Annotated in this window: 18 protein-coding genes and 1 tRNA gene; 6 read left to right on the top strand and 13 right to left on the bottom strand. The window is 47.2% G+C overall.

Annotated elements, in window-relative coordinates; translation table 11 throughout:
* Window positions 1-36 precede the first annotated feature (36 nt).
* Complete coding sequence (gene ilvN / locus CL55_RS03800; RefSeq protein ID WP_046329932.1) at window positions 37-528, bottom strand: acetolactate synthase small subunit; 492 nt, start codon at window positions 526-528, stop codon at window positions 37-39.
* On the bottom strand, window positions 528-2,315 hold the full coding sequence (locus tag CL55_RS03795) for an acetolactate synthase 3 catalytic subunit (RefSeq protein ID WP_046329931.1): 1,788 nt from the start codon (window positions 2,313-2,315) through the stop codon (window positions 528-530). The genes ilvN and CL55_RS03795 overlap by 1 nt, the downstream gene beginning before the upstream one ends.
* A gap of 192 nt (window positions 2,316-2,507) precedes the next feature.
* Here CL55_RS03795 and CL55_RS03790 point away from each other — a divergent pair, with 192 nt between their 5' ends.
* Genes CL55_RS03790 through CL55_RS03775 form a run of 4 tightly spaced genes read left to right on the top strand, consistent with a single transcriptional unit; the run spans window position 2,508 to window position 4,739 of the window.
* Window positions 2,508-3,077 (top strand): RNA polymerase sigma factor, encoded by a 570-nt coding sequence (locus tag CL55_RS03790; protein ID WP_046329930.1) that lies wholly within the window; start codon window positions 2,508-2,510, stop codon window positions 3,075-3,077.
* The gene (locus CL55_RS03785; RefSeq protein WP_046329929.1) at window positions 3,074-3,538 is read left to right on the top strand and encodes a DUF3619 family protein; all 465 of its coding nucleotides are present in this window, start codon (window positions 3,074-3,076) and stop codon (window positions 3,536-3,538) included. Before CL55_RS03790 ends, CL55_RS03785 begins: the two co-directional genes overlap by 4 nt.
* Before the next feature lie 25 nt (window positions 3,539-3,563).
* A complete protein-coding gene (locus CL55_RS03780; protein WP_046329928.1) occupies window positions 3,564-4,196 on the top strand; it encodes a DUF3106 domain-containing protein in 633 nt (210 codons plus the stop codon).
* A gap of 3 nt (window positions 4,197-4,199) precedes the next feature.
* Window positions 4,200-4,739, top strand: a complete 540-nt coding sequence (locus tag CL55_RS03775; RefSeq protein WP_237150532.1) for an RDD family protein — start codon at window positions 4,200-4,202, stop codon at window positions 4,737-4,739.
* A gap of 23 nt (window positions 4,740-4,762) precedes the next feature.
* Here the strand turns inward: CL55_RS03775 and CL55_RS03770 are convergent, their stop codons facing one another.
* The 7 genes from CL55_RS03770 to CL55_RS03740 form a co-directional block, all read right to left on the bottom strand.
* On the bottom strand, window positions 4,763-7,240 hold the full coding sequence (locus CL55_RS03770; protein WP_156156262.1) for an ABC transporter permease: 2,478 nt from the start codon (window positions 7,238-7,240) through the stop codon (window positions 4,763-4,765).
* A 4-nt stretch (window positions 7,241-7,244) separates the two neighbouring features.
* A complete protein-coding gene (locus tag CL55_RS03765; protein ID WP_046329926.1) occupies window positions 7,245-8,030 on the bottom strand; it encodes an SDR family oxidoreductase in 786 nt (261 codons plus the stop codon).
* A gap of 42 nt (window positions 8,031-8,072) precedes the next feature.
* Window positions 8,073-8,729 (bottom strand): PqiC family protein, encoded by a 657-nt coding sequence (locus tag CL55_RS03760; protein ID WP_046329925.1) that lies wholly within the window; start codon window positions 8,727-8,729, stop codon window positions 8,073-8,075.
* Window positions 8,726-9,640: an MlaD family protein gene (locus CL55_RS03755; protein ID WP_046329924.1), complete on the bottom strand. Its 915-nt coding sequence runs from the start codon at window positions 9,638-9,640 to the stop codon at window positions 8,726-8,728. Before CL55_RS03755 ends, CL55_RS03760 begins: the two co-directional genes overlap by 4 nt.
* Window positions 9,637-10,404 (bottom strand): ABC transporter ATP-binding protein, encoded by a 768-nt coding sequence (locus tag CL55_RS03750; protein WP_046329923.1) that lies wholly within the window; start codon window positions 10,402-10,404, stop codon window positions 9,637-9,639. Before CL55_RS03750 ends, CL55_RS03755 begins: the two co-directional genes overlap by 4 nt.
* Window positions 10,404-11,576, bottom strand: coding sequence for an MlaE family ABC transporter permease (locus CL55_RS03745; protein WP_052728746.1), 1,173 nt, complete (start codon window positions 11,574-11,576; stop codon window positions 10,404-10,406). The genes CL55_RS03750 and CL55_RS03745 overlap by 1 nt, the downstream gene beginning before the upstream one ends.
* An 89-nt stretch (window positions 11,577-11,665) precedes the next feature.
* A tRNA-Arg gene (locus tag CL55_RS03740) sits at window positions 11,666-11,742 on the bottom strand.
* 18 nt (window positions 11,743-11,760) lie between these two features.
* Between CL55_RS03740 and greB the strand changes: the two genes are divergently transcribed.
* The gene (greB, locus tag CL55_RS03735) at window positions 11,761-12,261 is read left to right on the top strand and encodes a transcription elongation factor GreB (protein ID WP_052728838.1); all 501 of its coding nucleotides are present in this window, start codon (window positions 11,761-11,763) and stop codon (window positions 12,259-12,261) included.
* Between the two features lie 14 nt (window positions 12,262-12,275).
* Here the strand turns inward: greB and CL55_RS03730 are convergent, their stop codons facing one another.
* From CL55_RS03730 to CL55_RS03715, 4 genes are all read right to left on the bottom strand, one after another.
* Window positions 12,276-14,573: a RelA/SpoT family protein gene (locus CL55_RS03730; protein WP_237150554.1), complete on the bottom strand. Its 2,298-nt coding sequence runs from the start codon at window positions 14,571-14,573 to the stop codon at window positions 12,276-12,278.
* A 63-nt stretch (window positions 14,574-14,636) separates the two neighbouring features.
* Window positions 14,637-14,840, bottom strand: a complete 204-nt coding sequence (gene rpoZ / locus CL55_RS03725; protein WP_011902918.1) for a DNA-directed RNA polymerase subunit omega — start codon at window positions 14,838-14,840, stop codon at window positions 14,637-14,639.
* Window positions 14,841-14,885: 45 nt separating this feature from the next.
* Window positions 14,886-15,536 (bottom strand): guanylate kinase, encoded by a 651-nt coding sequence (gmk, locus tag CL55_RS03720; RefSeq protein WP_046329920.1) that lies wholly within the window; start codon window positions 15,534-15,536, stop codon window positions 14,886-14,888.
* Window positions 15,537-15,570: 34 nt separating this feature from the next.
* The gene (locus tag CL55_RS03715; RefSeq protein WP_046329919.1) at window positions 15,571-16,512 is read right to left on the bottom strand and encodes a YicC/YloC family endoribonuclease; all 942 of its coding nucleotides are present in this window, start codon (window positions 16,510-16,512) and stop codon (window positions 15,571-15,573) included.
* 32 nt (window positions 16,513-16,544) lie between these two features.
* On the opposite strand from CL55_RS03715, the gene rph reads away from it, so the two are divergent.
* A complete protein-coding gene (gene rph / locus CL55_RS03710) occupies window positions 16,545-17,276 on the top strand; it encodes a ribonuclease PH (protein WP_046329918.1) in 732 nt (243 codons plus the stop codon).
* Window positions 17,277-17,278 lie beyond the last annotated feature (2 nt).

Here is a 17,278-nt window from a genome sequence, read left to right as displayed (position 1 = left end):
TTTGAAAATGTAGTTAATGCAGTAATTAATTAAAAATTAAACCTTCAGAATGCGTTCACCGCGCCCAATACCAGAACCGCCCGAGCGGACTGTTTCCAAAATGGATGCACGATCAATCGAATCAATAAAGGCATCCAATTTGGCGCCATCACCAGTTAATTCAATGGTGTAACTCTTATCAGTCACATCAATGATGCGACCACGGAAGATGTCCGTTGTACGTTTCAATTCTTCACGCTCCTTACCTACTGCGCGAACTTTGATCATCATGAGCTCACGCTCGATATGAGGACCTTCAGTCAAATCAAAAACCTTAACCACTTCAACTAAGCGATTTAAGTGTTTAGTGATTTGTTCAATGACATCCTCAGAGCCAAGTGTGACAATCGTCATGCGCGACAAGGATGGATCTTCGGTTGGTGCAACACTCAAGGCTTCAATGTTGTAACCACGTGCTGAGAACAAGCCCACAACTCGTGACAATGCTCCCGGCTCGTTCTCTATCAATACAGAAATAATATGTCGCATTAGAGGTCCTCACTACCCAAAAGCATTTCAGTAATACCCTTGCCTGCTTGAACCATCGGCCATACGTTTTCTTCTGGGTCTGTCTGGAAATCCATAAATACGGTGCGATCTTTTAAACGGATTGCTTCTTTGAGAGCACCTTCAACATCAGACTTCTTCTCGATACGCATTCCGACATGCCCAAAAGCTTCTGCCAGCTTCACGAAGTCTGGCAATGAATCCATGTATGAACTGGAATAACGCTTGTTATAAGTTAGTTCCTGCCATTGACGGACCATTCCGAGGTAACGGTTGTTCAATGACACAATCTTCACAGGCGTGTTGTACTGCTTGCAAGTGGATAGCTCTTGAATACACATCTGGATAGAGCCTTCACCAGTAATGGCAAATACATCTGTATCCGGGAATGCTTTCTTGATACCCATGGCATATGGCAAGCCAACACCCATGGTGCCAAGACCGCCGGAATTAATCCAACGACGCGGCTTATCAAACTTGTAGAACTGTGCAGCCCACATTTGATGCTGACCAACGTCAGATGTAATAAATGCATCGCCGCCAGTAAGTTCCCATAACTTTTGAACCACATATTGTGGCTTGACGATTTGGGATGATTCGTCGTACTTCAAACAATCTTTTTTACGCCACTCGTTAATCTGCGCCCACCATGCCGCTAGCTTAGCGTCATTCTTACGCGGGCCAGCACTCTTAAGCTGAGCTGTCATCTCCTGCAATACTTCCTTGAGATTGCCCACAATAGGTACATCCACTTTCACCCGCTTCGAAATCACGGAAGGATCGATGTCAATATGAATAATCTTGCGTGGATGACTTGCGAAGTGAGCAGTATTGCCAATCACACGATCGTCAAAACGTGCACCAATGGCAATCAACACATCGCTGTGTTGCATCGCCATATTGGCTTCATACGTACCGTGCATACCAAGCATGCCCACGAACTGAGGGCTAGTGCCTGGGAAACCACCAAGACCCATTAAGGTATTGGTAACGGGATAACCCAACAAGTCAGCAAACTCTTTTAACTCTGGAGCGGCATCAGCCAAGATCACACCACCACCGGTGTAGATAAATGGGCGCTCAGCTTCTTGCAGCAAAGAAACCGCCTTACGAATTTGTCCACTATGACCCTTAACCACTGGGTTGTATGAACGCATCTCCAATGTTTCTGGGTAGATGAATAGTCCTTTAGCAGCAGATACATCCTTAGGGATATCAATCAATACCGGGCCTGGACGACCTGTCTGCGCAATATGGAAAGCCTTCTTAATTACTAGAGGGAGGTCTTTCACATCTTTTACCAAGAAGTTGTGCTTCACCACTGGGCGAGTAATGCCCACGGTGTCAGCCTCTTGGAAAGCATCTTCACCAATCGCATATGTTGGTACGTTGCCGCTGATGACCACCATCGGGATCGAATCAGTGTAAGCAGTAGCAATTCCGGTAACCGCATTGGTTACTCCAGGGCCTGAAGTGACTAGGGCTACTCCAACCTTACCGGTTGCACGCGCATAACCATCAGCCGCATGCACTGCTGCTTGCTCATGGCGAACAAGAATATGTTCAAATTTGTCCTGCTTAAAAATTTCGTCGTAGATAAAGAGAACAGAACCGCCTGGGTAACCCCAAACGTATTCAACACCCTCTTTGTGCAAAGCCTTCACTAGCATCTCAGCACCAATCATTTCTGGTGGAGTTGCTGCGGGATTTGTATTTGTTGTGTCTTGATTAGCTTTAGAAGCTAAAAATTCGGCGCTGCTTGTATTCATTTTCTTTCGTCCTTTGCAATTTTCGGCAAAAAATTGTTTGGTCTGTTCTGTCTCTTGCTTGTGGCCTGAGTTCGAACGGCGCTGCTACCGGAAAAACCACTTCTTGAATGAGATTCTAGGTAGTAAGCCCTATATTCTATAGCAATCCCCTAAAATAGATGAATTCTTTCTGATTCAGGTCTAATCTACTGAATGGCTTCACCCCAAGAACTTTCTAACTTTCTGAGTAGTGTTGAGCAGCGCGCTTTCAAGCAAGCGGTCTATGCTGTGCGAGATGACGATGCGGCCTTAGATATTGTTCAAGATGCCATGATTAAGTTAGCCGAAAAATATGGTGATCGGCCTGCTGCAGAATTGCCCCTGGTTTTCACGAGAATTCTGCAAAACCGCATTCACGACTGGTTTAGACGTCAAAAAGTTCGCAATACCTGGGTCACCCTATTCTCGAATATGGGCAAGAAATCGGATGAAAATGATGATTTTGACCCCCTGGAGTCCCTTTCAGCTCCAGACGATAGTGAAATTCACCAAGATGGTGCATTTAAGCTTGAACGAAGTCAGCTATTACAGGCTCTAGAGTCAGAAATATCAAAATTGCCTGCCCGTCAACGAGAAGCCTTCCTGATGCGTTATTGGGATGAGCTGAGTATTACTGAAACTGCCCTTGCGATGAGTTGTAGCGAGGGAAGCGTCAAAACCCACTGCTCAAGAGCCACTCAGGCTCTAGCTAAAGCATTGAAATTAAAAGGAATTACCCTGTGAACCGCAACGAAGACACCCTCAGCACAACAGAAGCAGATCAATTTGGTCTGACCGCTGCCGCCCTGCTCCGCCAAGGAACTCAATCCTTGCCAGCGGGAATCAAAGATCGTCTGTATGCGGCACGCCTCAAAGCCCTTTCTGTGAAAAAACCAGAAAAAGTGCGCATTGAGCAGCATATTTTGGCTAGCTCTAGCGGAAACTGGTCTTCTGGCTCACGCTCATTCTGGGATAACCTCGGTTGGGCTGCCCCACTAGTCGTGTTAGTGTTTGGTCTTATTGGCATCGCCCAATGGCAGCAAGATTCCCGTATCAACGATATTGCTGAACTTGATATTGCCCTCTTAACTGACGATGTCCCGCCTGATGCTTACGCTGACAGCGGATTTTTGGGTTTCCTCAAAAACGGTCCCTTAGCGGAGTCTGATAAAGATAGTCTTAGTTCAGTTAAAACTCCATCCTAAGTGACATAAGAAGCTCGGTTAGCGCATGCTAAAAAATCGATGGTCCTTGAGCACCTCACTCAGCATCAGCATGATGTTGGTGATTGGCGCCCTAGGAACGGTGCAAAGTTCCGACCTATTTGCCCAAACATCGGCAACTGCCCCTGGAAAAACCAGCGCCACCCCAGAGAAAAAACCGGATGGCACTTGGGAGAGTCTTAAGCCTGGACAGCAAAAAATCCTAGCCCCGCTGGAAGATGACTGGGACTACATGCTCCCAGACAGTCGTAAAAAATGGATTCAAGTCGCGAATCTCTATCCCAAGATGAGTGAGGCTGATCAACAACGACTGCAGTCCCGTATGACGGGCTGGTCTAAGCTCTCTCAAAAAGACCGCCGCCTCGCTCGTGAAAACTATTTAAGCAGTCTTAAGTTCCCAGCCGAGAAAAAAGCTGAGGCTTGGAGTGCGTATCAAAAGCTGAGTGATGAGCAAAAGAAGAAACTAGCCCAAGCAGAGGTGAATAAGAAAAAGCCGACGGCTATGAATGCGCCTACCTTGCAACAGCATCCGATTAAACAACAATCGAACTTAGCACCGCCTCCAGCAACTGCTAGTATTCCTGCTGCAGAGTCTCCTGTAACAAACAGCAGCCCCGATAGCGGCTCAAGCAACCCCTAGTCCGTGATCAGTCCCGCTGAATTAGACCTACTCCCTGCCCCGCAGTTTTGGCGACGGGTCTCTTGCATTCTGTATGAGCAATTGGTTTTATTAGGCGTCATCGCTCTTACCTTCCTACTTCCCAATTTGGGATTGGGCGTTCTGTTTGGTGTATCTCTACCAAGTTGGCTCACCTTTCTCTATCTCTACGCCGTCCTAGGCGTTTACTTTATTTGGTATTGGACCAAGTCGGGACAGACCTTAGCAATGCAAACTTGGCGAGTACGCATGATTGGTCCAGGCGGACACAATCTGACTCGCAGACAAGCGATTTGGCGTTATTTTTATGGATCCTTGTGGCTACTACCTTGCGTGATTTTGCAGTGGCTGTTTGAACTCCAGAGATGGCAGATTATTGAGATGCTATTTGCGGTCGCTTTATTTCTGTGGCCACTGAGCATTTACTTGGATCGCGTTAATCCTTTGCTACGTCAAAGCCTGCCAGACCGTTTCAGTAGAACGCGTTTAGTAGAGTTACCGAAGAACTTAGTTACGCTAAATTAAGCGCATCTAGACTCGCAGTCGAGTCAGACCTCACGCAAACATTCCATTGCAGTAGCGGTTTGAATTCTTCTCTGAAAGCGATAACCTGCTAGCAAGCAAGCGGTTACCCCAAAGCCGATACCCATTGCTAAAGACTGCGCAAATGCATTGAACTCAATCTCCAATACAAATCGACCCAGTGCCCATGCTGCAATTGCGGCAGCGAGTCCAGCAAGAGCTCCTGAAAGTGCTCCAATAATCAAGAGTTCGGCTAATGCAATCTTCCCTAGTAAATGACGCGACGCACCTACCGCTTTTAACAAGGCTGCACTTCTGAAACGCTCATCTTGTGTTGCTGCTATCGCAGCCACTAAAACCAAAATCGCTGCCGCAATTGTGAAAGCGAATAAGAGACCTAATACAGAAGCTAGTCGATCCAGTACATCCTGAATTTGTTTTAGCGATGTCCCCACATCCACGATGGTGAGATTGGGATAGGCCTGTGCAAGCTGAAAATCTAAACCTTCAATTGCATTGCTTTGATAATACGAGGTAATCCAAGACTGGGGCATCTCTGCGAGCATTGCAGGTGGCATGATGACAAAGAAATTTACCTTCATCGAACTCCAATCCAATTTACGCAAAGAGGTAATTGGCGTAGTGACTTTTTCACCGGCAAGCTCAAAGGTCATTTGATCGCCAAGCTTTAACTTCAAAGTCTTCGCAATCCCCGCTTCTAAAGAAACTTGCGGGGTGCTACCTTCAAGCCACTTTCCAGAAGTAATTCGATTGCCCTCAGGCAACTGCTCGGTGTATGAGAGATTAAATTCTCGATCAACTAAGCGGCGTGCATTTTCATCGATATAGTCATTGGGTCCAATAGTCTTTCCATTAACTTCAACTAAGCGTGCACGAACCATGGGGCTAAAGCTCGGCTTTGCTACGCCCGCATCCAGTAGTGAGCGAGTGATACTAGACTTTTGATCATCCTGAACATTGATCATGAAGCGATTGGGTGCATCGACTGGAATATTGCCCTGCCAGGTAGCCAATAAATCCTGTCGGAGCAACAGGATGAGTAATAAAGCCATCAAAGCAATCCCCAGCGCCGTAATTTGCATCACTGCAAAACCAGAGCGCCGTGCTTGTGCCGTTAGTGCAAAGCGAAGTGCGAAGTGATGATTGCTCAACCTTGAAAAAAGGAGCTTCAGTAAACCTAGGCACGCCCAAGAAATTACAGCAAAAAGCACAACGGCCAAACCAAAGCTTGCGGCAACCCAAGACGCCAGCTTCCAATCTTGAGCTGCCAGCGCAATCAAAACTAGGCAAGTACTTAACCCAAAGAGTGCGACCCACAAAACTTTGATGTTCACTGAACCCAACTCTTTGCGAATCAGTCGCACCGGTGAAATCATGACCAAACTAAATAAGGGCGGCCCTGCAAAACCGATCAATAGGCAGGAAGAAAACAAAATACTCCAGACCAAGGGCCAAAGTGAGAGCGCGGGTAAATTGGCAAATATCAAATTACCCAAGATCCCAATCAATATCTCTTGAACACCATAAGCAATCGCAGCACCCATCACAGCAGCCGATATACACAGTGCACCCAGTATCTTGATTTGGTTTAATAGAATCGTCTTTTGGCTCGCGCCAAGGCATTTCATGACAGCACAAACATCAGCCTGCTTTAAGACATAACGACGCGCTGACAAAGCAATCGCTACTGCAGCTACCATTGCTGTCAGCAAGGCAACTAAGGCTAAAAAGCGTTCTGCCCGCTCGAGAGTTTTGCGCATGACAGGCTGGGCATTTTCCAGGGTCTCAATACGCAATCCCCTGAGACTTTCGGATGCAATCGATCGTGTTGCCCACTGCTCATAATCAGTAATAGCTGAATCATTACCGGATAGAAGTAGTCGATAAGTCACGCGACTACCCAGACCAATGAGGCCGGTGGCGGGTAAATCGTCAAGTGACATCATGACGCGTGGTGCGAAGTTCATAAAGCCGGCACCTCGATCGAGCTCGCGCTCCAAAATACCGCTAATGAGGAAGGTCTTGTCACCCAATAGCATCTTATCGCCAACTTTTGCCTTTAGCGTACTGAGCATTGCGGGATCCACCCAAACTGAACCCACTGGTGGTGTTGTACTCGCCGAAGGAGGTGATGCTTGCAAGTTACCGCGCAAGGGATAGGTAGAGCTCACAGCCTTAAGGGAAGCTAACTTACTTTGCGCCCCTACCGTAGCCATACTCGGAAAGATAATCGTTTGCGCTGTACTCAACAGTCGACCCCGAGCCTCCTGAATGAAGCGCTCAGGCAGGGGTTGATCAGAAACAAGCAGTAAATCGGCAGCAAGAAGCTGGCGTGCATCAAACTGAAAAGCTCGCTGCATGCGGTCGGCTAAAAAACTCACGCTGGATAAAGCAGCTACAGAGAGCGTCAGCGCGACCAATAGCGCTACTAACTCACTAGATCGAAGATCTCGCTGAATAGCCCGTAAAAAAGTTGTTAGCACTGATTTAGATTGCCTGAATCTGGCCGCCATCCACACGAATCACTGAGCCAGTAATATAGGAAGCATTGCGACTAGCCAGAAATGCCGCAGCATCTCCATACTCTTGAGGATCACCATAACGACCCATCGGGATCTGACTTTGACTAGCTTTGACCACGGATTCGTAACTCATATTTTCACGTTGGGCACGTGCTTCATCTAGCTGACGCAAACGATCTGTTGCCACACGACCCGGCATGATCACATTTACGGTAATGCCATCGGCCGCTACTTCTGCTGCCAAAGTTTTAGACCAAGCCAGCAATGCCGCACGCAAGGTGTTGGAGATTGCAAGATTTTTAATGGGGGCAATCGCACCTGAAGTGGTGCTCGTAATAATGCGACCCCATTGACGTTGACGCATTCCTGGTAGAACTCGATCGGTGATGCTGATGAGTGACAGAACCATGTCATTAAAACTCTTTTGCCATAAAGCGGGATCTTGCCCTAGTGCTAATGTCGGAGGAGGTCCGCCAGTATTGTTTATCAAGATATCAATCGGACCCAGCTCTTTTTCCACCTTACTAACCAAGCTATCGATCAAAGACGAATCAGAAAGATCCCAGCTCAGAGCTAAAGCTGTTCCACCGGCGGCTTCAATCATTTCAACTGATTTTTTTAATCCCTCGGGATTGCGGCCAGTCACGGCTACCTTGACGCCCTCACGTGCCAAGGAAACAGCCATCGCCTGACCTAAACCTCGGCTTGATGCCATCACTAAAGCAACTTTACCTTTGAGTCCTAAATCCATGTTTTCTCCAATATTGTTATTTACACTGTAATTCTAGAATGCCTACTGCCCTAAAGGTGGAGGCAGATTGCCTGCATACTTATAAAGTACCACTTCGTACTCTTTCAAAATTTGCGCCAAAGCTTCCTGCTGGCCCTGCACCAATGCCTGAGGAGTGTTGTCTTTGAGTGCAACTCTCTTGGTATAGCGGTTTTTTCCAATCACTGGATTCCGCTTTTGAGGATCGGTTGCAGTAAGGAAAAATTCTATCGTTATAACAGCCTCTGGACGAACTCGGTAATCACCGTAAAACTCTTCTATAGATGTCTGCAAGATGTAGTACGGAAAGAAGCTATTACCCTGACCTACGGTCATAGAGAAGATCTGTGCATTATTCAACCACTGACGTGTCGCATTACCGATCATCTCATTTGGTAAGGCGGAGTACGTATTATAAAAATCCTTTTCATAGCGCTGATCGCCTAAGCGATAAACCAAAGACTTGCCATCAAAAGGTGGCGTTGTTGATGCTGAACCCATCTTGAGCCATAAATCACTGCGCGGCTTGTAAGGGGTGCCAGTACGCTCTGGTGCAACCATCCAAGTGCCGGCCTCTAATGCCGGTCTTTTTGGTAATGAACATGCGCTTAATACAGTCACTATAAATACCAAGGCGACAAACTGAATGAAACGAAAGTTATTGGTCATCTGAATTTTCATTTTTGAACTCCATTCATTGGAGGCGTAATACGTGCAGGTGGCTCACCCCAAATCAGAGTAGCTGGAGATTGACTTACGACACGGGTAAATTCATTTAACTGTTCGCTGGCCTGACGAAGATTCTCTAAGGTTACAGTGGTATCACCCTGCACACTAGTGACGGTTTGACGCAAAGAAACCATGGTGGCAACTAATTCACGCATCAGAATATTGAGCTGATCTTTATCGGTGACTTTAGCAATTCGATCCAACAACACATTGAGATCTTGAACCGAATTGATCAGGCCCGAATTATTTTTACCGTCTCCAGCCATCAATTTATTGAGATTGCCCAGCAAGGCATCAAACTTCTTCTGAGTCCCCTCAATGTCTAGACCGTTTAGAGAACTAATCATCTTTTGAATACCTGAGATGATTTCATCTGCCTGGTTGGGCATAGATGGCACAACTGCATACTCCGGTGTCCAGGGATAAGACAACTGAGAGTATTGAGCAGCACCTGAATAGAAATCTAACTCAACATAATTAACGCCAGTAATACCCATCGATCGTATACGCGCACGTAAGTTATCTTTAATAAATGTTTCTAGGTGATTTTTCTCAATAGCATCACCATAGATTTGCATTCTCACAACAACATACTCTTGCTTCTGAGCCATCGGGACCTCTTTCTCATACAAGTCACCCGATAAAGCAATCAATGTCACCTGCCCAATCTTGACACCTCGAAAGCGTACCGCAGCTCCAGCATCCAAACCGGTCACTGATTGCTTGACATAAGTTTCCACCATGAATGATTTTTTAAAAAATTGTCCTGAGCCAAAGATCAAGATGATGGTGAGTAATGCACCGATTGCCGCAAGAACAAAAATTCCCAAACGGAAGTAATTCGGGTTGGAGTGATTACTCATGCTGCGTCCTTGCTCATGATGCGATTAAAAAATTGATGTACTCGAGGGTCTTTACTGCTGTCCCTTAATACCTTTGGATCACCCTCGGCAATAATGCCTTTGGCATCCTTATCCAACATGATGACTTTGTCGGCAATAGAATAAATACTTGCCAGCTCATGAGAGACGATCACAAAAGTAAATCCTAAGTTTTTTGAGAGATCTAGTATGGTGCTATCAAGATCAGCCGACGTAATCGGATCAAGGCCCGCTGAAGGCTCATCTAAAAAAAGTATTTTAGGATCTAAAGCCATCGCACGCGCAATCGCAGCCCGCTTTTGCATGCCACCGCTAATCTCGCTAGGCATATACGCTTCATATGGAAGTAAGCCTACCAAATCCAGCTTGCACCTCGCCAATAAGTTCATCTGATCTCTAGTGAGCTGGGTGTACTCCTCCATAAAGAGTGTCACGTTATCCAGCAAGTTCATGGAACCGAATAAAGCGCCCTGCTGATACATCACCCCAAAGCTCGTCATAATTTTTTGGCGCTCAGCACCTTGAGCGCTAGTGATATTTTGACCCTCTACCAGCACATCTCCAGCAAGCGGTTGATATAGTCCGAATAAATTCTTTAAGAGGCTCGATTTACCGCAACCTGATCCACCTAAAATTACAAAGATCTCACCGCTCTCAACGGAGAAATTCAGGTTCTGTAACAGCACTTTTGAGCCATAACCCACAGTGAGGTTTTGCACATCAATTGCTTTGCCTGGTGCATCCATCAGAAACCCGTCCTGTAAGAGATGTAAGCAAAGATGCCGTCTACCAATACAATCATGACAATACTGCTGACCACTGCTCGAGTTGCGGAGATGCCTACAGCTGCCGCACCGGTACCAGTTTGCATACCCCGTAAACAACCCATTGCAGAAATAACTACACCGAAGAGAGTGGCCTTAACAAGGCCAGAGAGTACATCCTCAACATCGACAGCAGCTAACATACCGTTGTAGAAATTAATAAAGGGAATGCCATAAATTTGCATTGTCAGCATGGAAGAAAAAATGCTGACGATATCGGCAAACAGGGTCAATATTGGCGCTACTAATATTCCAGCTAGCACTCTTGGTACCACTAGAAAGCGAATCGGACTTAAGCCGCCAGTGACCAGTGCATCAACTTCACTGTTCACGGTCATCGTACCAATCTCGGCTGCAAATGCTGCCGATGAGCGGCCGGCAAGCAAGATCGCAGTAATCAGTGGCCCCATCTCCCTCACAATACCTAGCGCAGCGAGTGGTCCAACGAATGAGACAGCGCCAAATTGCTGCATACCAATCGCAGCCTGAAAGGACAGAATGACGCCAATCAAAAATGCAACTAGACCAACAATAGGTAATGCGGAGATGCCCGCCTCTACAGCAGCGTTCACAAAGTCACCCCAGCGAACTTGCCTAATATTTCGGATTGACCATACTAAATCTGCTGATAGATGACCCGTAAATGTTATTAAGCTGCGCGCATCATCTATCAAATTCTGCGCAGCCATACCAGTACTGATGACAAAACTTCTTTTTTGTTTTGTATCAGTTACTGGGAATAAGTTATTAATCGGATCGAATTCACGTAAAAGCGGCTGATATTTAGGATCTAAACCTTGAATATCAAACTGTCCCCCTGCTTTGTTCTGCGCCTCTTGCACATCAATCAAAAATGCAAACGCCGATCCATCCAGAGAGCTGACTTTCGATGCGTCAAAAATCAGTGAGTGCGCCTTTGCACTGCCTTGGTCTAACCACTGATTTTGCTTTTTCCGAACATCACTCCACACTCCAGCCAAGGAATACACATTGACTGCACCACTCAATCTGACCTCAGCATGAGCTACATCCACTTGCGACCAAACTGCCACTGGAGTGAGTGAATTTAAAGAGTTAGGGTCCGAAATGCTCATAGGCAAACTATAAGGGATCTATATGTAATCACTCTGAAATGCTTAAAAAAGAAAAAGGGCCCAGTTTTTCAACTAGGCCCTGTAAGGCTTGGTGCGGCTGGCAGGAATTGAACCCACGACCCCTTGGTTCGTAGCCAAGTACTCTATCCAGCTGAGCTACAGCCGCAACAGCCATAATTATGCCATGGAAGAGAAGAACTACATCACACCTGCTGGTCACGAACGTATCAAGAGTGAGCTTTTACAGCTCCTAAACCTTGATCGGCCAGAGGTTGTCAGGGTTGTTCACTGGGCTGCCTCCAATGGCGACCGCTCCGAGAATGGCGACTACATTTATGGAAAAAAACGACTTCGGGAGATAGATCGCCGGATTCGCTTTCTCAATCAGCGACTTGAACTTGCTGTAGTTGTCGATAACCAGGCCCGAAAATCGGGTGAAGCAGATGCCGATCAGGTCTTTTTTGGGGCTACTGTGACTTATGAGAACTTGGAAGGCATCGATGCTGGCAAAAAAACAAGCATTACGATTGTCGGCGTCGATGAAGTGAATTTAGATCTAGGTCACGTCAGCTGGGTATCACCCATAGCCAAAGCCTTAATCAAGTCGCGACTGGGTGATTGCGTCAAAATTCAGACGCCAACTGGTCCAACTGAGATTGAAATCCTGGACATTCAGTATCGATAATGAATTTAAAGAGTCTAGCTCACCCGAACGCGGATCACGCGCATCACATCATGGTTTGCACGCAAACTACGCATGACTTTAGAGAGGTGCAGACGGTCTGATACTTGAATAGTGAAACGAATAGTGACGGCATCTTCTTTGTAGCGATCATCCATCGATACATTCATGATGTTGGAGTCTGCAGCAGTCACACTGCTTGCCACTCTAGCTAAAACGCCTTTGCCCTGACGTGTATCAATTGCTAAGTCAACCTCAAACTCCCGATTGACCTCTTTACCCCACTCGACCTCAACCCACTTATCACTATCCTTGGAGAGCATTCTGAGTGCTATTTGACAATCATTGGTATGCACCTGCAAACCCTCGCCTTTGCCAAGATAGCCAATAATGTTATCTCCAGGAATTGGGTGACAACAGGTTTGAAAGTGAATCGAATTTCCTTCGCGACCATCCACTAAAATGGCCTGACGCTGATGGTGGTGTGAAGCTATCTCTTGTTGAGGTGATACCCAATCTGCCGCGCCCAAGCGCATTTGATCAGAGCCACCTTCATCATCAATCAAAATATTTAAGCGAATTGCCAACTCTTGAGAAGATCTGCGGCCCAAAGCAATATTGACGCAAGCTTCTTCTCGCGTTTTATCGCCAGTCCAATGCAGTAACTTTTCCCAAAGCTCTGGTGATAGCAGTCCAGCATCCACTCCCTGCTGACGTAATGCGCTCGCCAAAAGACGTTCACCTAACTGCAAAGACTCTGCATAGTGCTTGGTCTTGAGTGAATGCCGAATCGAGGCGCGGGCCTTACCCGTTCTCACAAATGCTAGCCAACCTGGATTAGGCTGAGAGTTAGCAGAAGTCACCACCTCAACAATGTCGCTGTTCTTTAACTCGCTACGTAAAGGTAACTGCATGCCGTTTATCTTGACTGCTACGCAGGTGTTACCCACATCACTATGAATAGAGTAAGCAAAATCGAGAGCAGTAGCGCCACGTGGCAAGGCCCTAATTTGCCCTTTCGGGGTAAAGACATAAACTGCGTCTGGGAACAAGTCAATTTTGACGTGCTCTAAGAACTCTTGAGAATCGCCGCTGCTATCTTGAATATCAATTAAGGATTGAAGCCATTGATGTGCGCGGTTTTGCACCTCACTCATATCAGGACCACCATCTTTATAGGCCCAGTGCGCAGCAACCCCAGCTTCCGCAACCGCATGCATATCTCCAGTACGTATCTGAAACTCTACTGGCACCCCTGATGGTCCCAATAGGGTTGTATGCAAAGACTGATATCCATTGAGTTTAGGAATGGCAATGTAATCCTTAAACTTTCCAGGCATCGGCTTATAGAGTGCGTGCAAAAGTCCGAGCGCACGATAGCACTCGTCAATTGAATGGACTGTCACTCTAAAGGCATATACATCGAGTACCTGAGAGAAGCTCAAATGCTTGCTACGCATTTTGCTGTAGATGCTAAACAGGGTTTTTTCCCGGCCCTGCAGATCCACCTCGAGATTAGCTTTTGCAAATGCCATACGGGCATTCTGCAAAATCTTTTCCACCATCTCTTTACGATTACCACGCGCCCGCTTTACAGCTCCTTCAATTACCCTAAAGCGCATTGGCATGGAGTAACGGAAACTCAAGTCCTGCAGGTCGCGATAAATAATATTCAGACCAAGACGGTGTGCAATCGGAGCATAAATCTCAATCGTTTCAGCGGCTACCCGGCGACGCTTTTCCATTGGGACGGCATCGAGTGTTCGCATATTGTGCGTACGATCAGCGAGCTTCACCAAAATCACTCGGACATCACGCGCCATTGCCATAAACATCTTACGAAAGCTTTCGGCTTGCGCTTCTGCATGGCTTTGAAACTCCAACTTATCGAGCTTAGTTAAACCCTCTACGAGTTCAGCCACTTTGCTGCCAAACTTACCCACTAGGTCTGCTTGAGTACAACCTGTATCCTCAATCACATCATGCATTAAAGCTGCCATGATGGAAGACGCGTCTAAGCGCCAAGTAGCGCAAAGCTCAGCAACTGCTACCGGGTGGGTAATGTAAGGTTCGCCACTGTGGCGGTATTGCCCAAGGTGGGCCGCATCAGCAAAATGAAAGGCTTGCTTGATGAGAGCAACTTCATCGGGCTTGAGATAGCCCAATTTAGAAATCAGGCCATCAATTGAAACAACCTGGTGCTTTAAGGGTAATGCTGGCGCAGAGGTTGGGCCAAATAGGTGCCGACTCGACTGAGCCAGCAAAGTTGCGATGATGGAAGACTTATCGCTATTAGCGATCTCTCTAGGCGAGATCTGGCCTTTGAGTTCCGATGTGTTTGGGTCGCCTAAGGGGAGCTCCACAACGGAACTCCGTAATTACAAAGGTACTTTGGTCAACATGTCACGGTCGGTTACACCAGCAGCAACTTCGCGCAACGCAACTACAGTTGCTTTATCTCTGGACTCAACACGTGGGGAGTGACCTTGAACCAATTGACGTGCGCGATAAGTCGCAGCCAATACGAGCTCAAAACGATTGGGGATGGTTTTTAGACAATCTTCTACAGTAATACGGGCCATGCTGGACTCACTTAGATTTAGCTTTAATACCCATAGGATAACTGATTAGACTCCGAGGCGCTTTAAAAGTGCAGGGTTACGAGCCATAATCGGCCCTGAGCGCAAGCGACTGGCTGCGACCACCTGTCTTAAATCAATCAGTGCACGCTCAAAATCATCATTGATCACAATAAAATCTGCTTCGTGAGCGTGCTGGAGCTCTAAATGCGCTGCAGCCAATCTTCTCTCAATAGTGGCCTCATCGTCCTGGCCTCGCTTGCGCAAGCGCTCCTCTAGAGCCTCAAATGAAGGTGGGAAGATGAAGATCCATTGCACTTCAGGGATGATCTGACGAATCTGCTGTGCCCCCTGCCAGTCGATTTCTAACACCACATCGCGCCCGGTTTTCATCTGAGTCTCAATCCAGGCTTTGGATGTGCCGTAAAAATTACCATGCACTTCAGCATGCTCTAAAAAAAGACCTTGGTCACGCTCTGCAATAAATTCCGCTCTTTTAATAAAGCGATAGTCCTTGCCATCTACCTCACCTGGTCTTGGCGCGCGCGTAGTGGTTGAAAGTGAAAGCTTGAGAGCAGTATCTTCTTGCAATAAGGCATTGACTAAAGAGGACTTGCCGGCGCCTGATGGAGCAACGATCATCAACATACTGCCTTGGTAGGCAGGAGATAAATTTGCTTTAGGTTTAGGGCTGGCCATGGTGATTGAGGTAAGTGATTGAATTAAGTAATCGTTACTCTAAATTTTGCACTTGTTCACGCATTTGCTCAATCAGGAGCTTGAGCTCTAAAGCAGCTTGAGTGCATTCTTCTGAAACCGATTTGGAGCTCAAAGTATTAGCTTCACGGTTTAATTCCTGCATCAAGAAATCCAAACGCTTACCCACTGGGCCCTTACCTGCTAAGGCAGTGTCTACTACTTGAAGATGGGTCTTTAAGCGTGCAAACTCCTCTGCCACATCGATACGTACGGCATAGAGCACAACCTCTTGACGGATACGCTCCATCAACTCGGTACCAGATCCGCCGTTACCCTTTCCTTGCTCTTGAGCAGCTAAAGCCTCAGATAGACGCTCAGTGAGTTTTTCTTGATACTGCGCTACGTAGAGTGGGACCTTTGGCTCGATCACTTTGACAATCTCACGCATTTTGCTAGTGATATCACTTAACACTGTGGTCAAAGACTTGCCTTCGGCATGGCGACTATCCATTAGGGCAGCTAGGGCAGCGCGACCAGCTTCTACGGTAGCAGCAATCCAGCCCTCTTCTTCCCCTCTCGGCTCAGAAACAATCCCAGGCCAACGCAAAATATCGGCGATACGTAAAGCCTCTGAATTCGGAAAGGCTGTCTGGGCATGCTCTTGCAGGGTATAAAGAGCATCTAAACGATCCTTATTCAGGGCGCCTAAAGCATGGGGGTTGGCCTTCGCCACTCCAGCAGCGCCCGAATTAACGCGCCATGCTGCCCGAAACTCGACCTTACCTCGAGAAAGGCTTTGCGTAGCCAGCTCTCGTAAGGCAGGCTCCGCCCCGCGACATTCGTCCGGAAGACGAAAGCCCAAATCCAGAAAGCGGCTATTCACAGCCCGACATTCCACTTGCAGATCAGCTACTACGCCAGCTCCTAGAGAGACTTGACGAGAAGCGCTGCCATAACCAGTCATGCTCGATATCATGTGGGTATTGTAGATCTTTAGGACCACGCCCCATGACTCAGTCCAACATCACCCGCCCTAGTGGCCGCGCCCCAGCCCAGTTACGCCCTGTGAGCATCAGCCGCGCTTTTACCAAGCATGCAGAAGGCTCAGTCCTGATTGCCTTTGGTGACACCAAAGTACTCTGTACAGCCAGCGTGCTGGAAAAGGTGCCGCCCCATAAAAAAGGTTCTGGTGAAGGTTGGGTTACTGCCGAATACGGCATGCTGCCGCGTTCTACTCATACCCGGACCGACCGTGAAGCTGCTCGGGGCAAACAGTCCGGTCGCACACAAGAGATCCAACGTTTAATTGGCCGTGCGATGCGTAGCGTCTTTGATTTAAAAGTCTTAGGCGAAAGAACAATTCATTTAGATTGTGATGTGTTGCAAGCCGATGGTGGAACACGAACTGCATCGATTACCGGCGCATATGTTGCGGCACGTGATGCGATCAACACCCTGCTTGAAAGTGGTGCACTGAAAACTGACCCCATCATCGACAGCGTTGCAGCGATTTCTGTTGGCATCTACCAAGGAGTGCCCGTACTGGACTTAGATTACCCAGAAGACTCATCTTGTGATACGGATATGAATGTGGTCATGACAGGTAAAGGCGGCATGATTGAAGTGCAAGGTACTGCAGAAGGCCCTGCTTTCTCCCGCAATGAGTTGAATGCTTTGCTAGATCTGGCCCAAGAAGGTATTCGTGATTTAACTCAGTTACAAAAAGAAGCCTTCAAATAAAA

The sequence above is a fragment of the Polynucleobacter duraquae genome (assembly GCF_000973625.1).
In the GTDB taxonomy this organism is placed as follows: Bacteria; Pseudomonadota; Gammaproteobacteria; order Burkholderiales; family Burkholderiaceae; genus Polynucleobacter; species Polynucleobacter duraquae.
The sequence above is the reverse complement of the archived record's forward strand: the minus strand, read 5'-3'. Positions and strand labels throughout refer to the sequence as shown.

Bases quoted from the DNA above. Each gene is read 5' to 3' on its own strand.
- CL55_RS03795 (WP_046329931.1), bottom strand. From the start codon at position 2,315: ATGAATACAAGCAGCGCCGAATTTTTAGCTTCTAAAGCTAATCAAGAC.
- CL55_RS03765 (WP_046329926.1), bottom strand. From the start codon at position 8,030: ATGGATTTAGGACTCAAAGGTAAAGTTGCTTTAGTGATGGCATCAAGC.
- CL55_RS03760 (WP_046329925.1), bottom strand. From the start codon at position 8,729: ATGAAAATTCAGATGACCAATAACTTTCGTTTCATTCAGTTTGTCGCC.
- rpoZ (WP_011902918.1), bottom strand. From the start codon at position 14,840: ATGGCCCGTATTACTGTAGAAGATTGTCTAAAAACCATCCCCAATCGT.
- CL55_RS03755 (WP_046329924.1), bottom strand. From the start codon at position 9,640: ATGAGTAATCACTCCAACCCGAATTACTTCCGTTTGGGAATTTTTGTT.
- rph (WP_046329918.1), top strand. From the start codon at position 16,545: ATGACTCAGTCCAACATCACCCGCCCTAGTGGCCGCGCCCCAGCCCAG.
- CL55_RS03750 (WP_046329923.1), bottom strand. From the start codon at position 10,404: ATGGATGCACCAGGCAAAGCAATTGATGTGCAAAACCTCACTGTGGGT.
- CL55_RS03790 (WP_046329930.1), top strand. From the start codon at position 2,508: ATGGCTTCACCCCAAGAACTTTCTAACTTTCTGAGTAGTGTTGAGCAG.
- greB (WP_052728838.1), top strand. From the start codon at position 11,761: ATGGAAGAGAAGAACTACATCACACCTGCTGGTCACGAACGTATCAAG.
- ilvN (WP_046329932.1), bottom strand. From the start codon at position 528: ATGCGACATATTATTTCTGTATTGATAGAGAACGAGCCGGGAGCATTG.
- CL55_RS03715 (WP_046329919.1), bottom strand. From the start codon at position 16,512: ATGATATCGAGCATGACTGGTTATGGCAGCGCTTCTCGTCAAGTCTCT.
- CL55_RS03745 (WP_052728746.1), bottom strand. From the start codon at position 11,576: ATGAGCATTTCGGACCCTAACTCTTTAAATTCACTCACTCCAGTGGCA.
- gmk (WP_046329920.1), bottom strand. From the start codon at position 15,536: ATGGCCAGCCCTAAACCTAAAGCAAATTTATCTCCTGCCTACCAAGGC.
- CL55_RS03780 (WP_046329928.1), top strand. From the start codon at position 3,564: ATGCTAAAAAATCGATGGTCCTTGAGCACCTCACTCAGCATCAGCATG.